This is a genomic window from Rhodospirillales bacterium RIFCSPLOWO2_02_FULL_58_16, from assembly GCA_001830425.1.
Taxonomy (GTDB): Bacteria; Pseudomonadota; Alphaproteobacteria; order Rhodospirillales; family 2-02-FULL-58-16; genus 2-02-FULL-58-16.
In genome coordinates this window covers 3,065-5,690 of the sequence record MIAA01000047.1, presented here as the reverse complement: position 1 = coordinate 5,690, position 2,626 = coordinate 3,065, and the positions used below count along the sequence as shown (strand labels likewise).

Annotated in this window: 1 protein-coding gene and 1 pseudogene (1 of these 2 only partly in view); both read right to left on the bottom strand. The window is 57.6% G+C overall.

Annotation, left to right across the window (positions count from 1 at the left end):
* A pseudogene (locus A3H92_09895) lies at positions 1-493 on the bottom strand (rod shape-determining protein) (it extends 539 nt beyond the left edge of the window).
* Positions 494-866: 373 nt separating this feature from the next.
* Complete coding sequence (locus A3H92_09890; GenBank protein OHC73633.1) at positions 867-2,375, bottom strand: 2-isopropylmalate synthase; 1,509 nt, start codon at positions 2,373-2,375, stop codon at positions 867-869.
* Positions 2,376-2,626: the final 251 nt, after the last annotated feature.

Sequence of the window (2,626 nt, the reverse complement as noted above, 5' to 3'; positions counted from 1 at the left end):
CGCCGATATCAACCACCATCGAGCCGGTAGGCTCGGTTACCGGCAATCCGGCCCCGATAGCCGCCGCCATCGGTTCCTCGATCAGGAAGACGCGCCTGGCGCCGGCGCTCTCCGCCGATTCCTGGATGGCCCGGCGTTCAACGGCGGTGGAGCCGGAGGGTACGCAGATGATAACCATGGGGCTGGCGAAACTGCGCCGATTGTGGACCTTGCGGATAAAGTACTTGATCATTTCCTCGGCGACTTCGAAGTCGGCGATAACGCCGTCACGCAAGGGACGGATGGCGTTGATATTTCCCGGCGTGCGGCCGAGCATCTGCTTGGCTTCCTCGCCGACGGCGAGCACATGCTTTTTGCCCTTGATATCGGCGATGGCGACGACCGACGGCTCGTTGAGCACGATCCCCCTGCCCTTCACATAGACAAGGGTGTTCGCCGTTCCCAAATCGATCGCCATGTCGGCTGACAGAAAGCCGAAGAGTCTGGAAAACATTAGCCCTGCACCTTATTCCCGATCAAAAGCAGTCCCTTTATAAAAAATTGTCGCGCTCAGGGCTAGGGCCAAAACCCATTAAAATCGTGAAATTCTGTGACATCAAAATGACCGAGGGGCAAGGAGAATCGGCGAAGGCGGGCTTAAAAGCCCCCGGCGAGCCGATTTTCCGCCGCCCATTCGGTCATTCTGATGTCACCCTTCTCGGGCGCGGCAGAAAAGGCGACCGGACGTCTTCAAAGGCCTCAACCGTAGCAAATACTACGCTTTTCGGCCTTTTCATAGCCGGGCCGCCTTTTCTGCTTCGCGCAGAATTCATGAATTTAATGAGTCTTGGCCCTAAGCCGAAAGCGCCGGCAAAGACGATTTATCTTCATTTGCCGATAATTTTGTTTAACGCATTAACATACGCCTTGACCGAGGCCACCATGGTATCGGTGTCGGCGCCCAGCCCGTTGACCGACTTTCCGTCAAGTTCCAGACGCACGGTTACCTCGGCCTGGGCGTCGGTTCCTTCGGTAACGGCGTGAACCTGATAGAGCCGCAACACCGCCTCATGAGGAAACAGCTCCTTGATGCAGTTAAAGGCGGCGTCAACGGGACCGCTGCCGACGGACGAGCATTCCTTGAGCTTGCCGTCGATCAGCAGGCTCAACTCGGCTGTCGGCGGGCGGTGTTTGGTGCCGCACTTTATCTCCAATGAAATCATCCGCATACGGTCGTTGACGCGCAATACCTCGTCATCGACCAGGGCGATGATGTCATCGTCGAAAATCTCCTTTTTCTTGTCGGCCAGATCCTTGAAACGCCTGAAAGCGTCGGTTATGGCGCCGGCGCCGAGGTCATAGCCCATATCCTTCAGCTTCACGGCGAAGGCATGGCGTCCCGAGTGCTTGCCCATGACCAGCCTGGACTCGTTCAACCCCACCGATTCAGGGGTCATGATCTCGTAGGTTTCGGCGTTCTTCAACATGCCGTCCTGATGGATGCCCGACTCATGGGCAAAGGCGTTGGCGCCGACGACAGCCTTGTTGGGCTGCACGGCGAAGCCGGTAATCGAGGAGACCAGCCGCGAGGCCTTCATGATATGCTCGGTCTTGATTGCCGAGTGGAACGGCATCAGGTCATGGCGGGTGCGCAGAGCCATGACCACCTCTTCCAGGGCGGCGTTGCCGGCGCGTTCGCCGATGCCGTTGATGGTGCATTCCACCTGACGGGCGCCGGACCGGACCGCCGCCAGCGAGTTGGCCACCGCTAGGCCCAGGTCATTATGACAATGCACCGAGATTACCGCCTTGTCGATGTTGGGCACCCGCGAAAACAGCATGGCGATCAGCGCCGCGTACTCATCCGGCAGGGCGTAGCCCACGGTGTCGGGGATATTTATGGTCCCGGCCCCGGCTTTGATGGCGCTTTCCACGCAACGGCACAGGAAGTCGTGCTCGGTGCGCGAGCCGTCCTCAGCCGACCATTCGACATCGCCGCATAAATTTCGGGCCAGAGTGACGCTGTCGATAACCGCCTGATGGACCTGATCAGGCGCCATCTGCAACTTGTGCTTCATGTGCAGCGGACTGGTCGAAATAAAGGTGTGAATGCGTCCGCGTTCGGCCTTCCTGACGGCTTCGGCGCAGCGTTCGATATCCTTGGCGACGGCGCGGGCCAGTCCGCAGACGGTCGAGTTGATGATCGTGTTGGCGATCTCGCGCACCGCCGCGAAATCACCGTCCGAGGCAATCGGGAAGCCGGCTTCGATGATATCGACCCCCATTCCTTCCAGGGTCTTGGCGATGCGCAGCTTTTCCTCAAGGTCCATCGACGCCCCCGGCGATTGTTCGCCGTCGCGCAGGGTGGTGTCAAAAATGATTATCCGGTTACTCATGGAATTGTCCTCTTCTCAACTTAGGGCCAAGACAAAGTCGCGGCGACGGAGTCCTAGGGGCGCCTTAGTCGACGCAGGGCATTTCCACGATTAACGGCCATAGCCTAAACCATAATTCATTTCAAGAAATACAGATAACATATATAGAGATAGGGACTATTTTAAAATGTCAACAGACTTATTAATCAGGACCTTCCCCAAAAATTTCAGCAAAAGCCGAGTGTAAGCTGCGGCCACCTTGGCGTCTTTGC

What these genes read in the sequence shown, in the direction of transcription:
- A3H92_09890 (OHC73633.1), bottom strand. Translation starts at nt 2,375, where the DNA reads ATGAGTAACCGGATAATCATTTTTGACACCACCCTGCGCGACGGCGAA.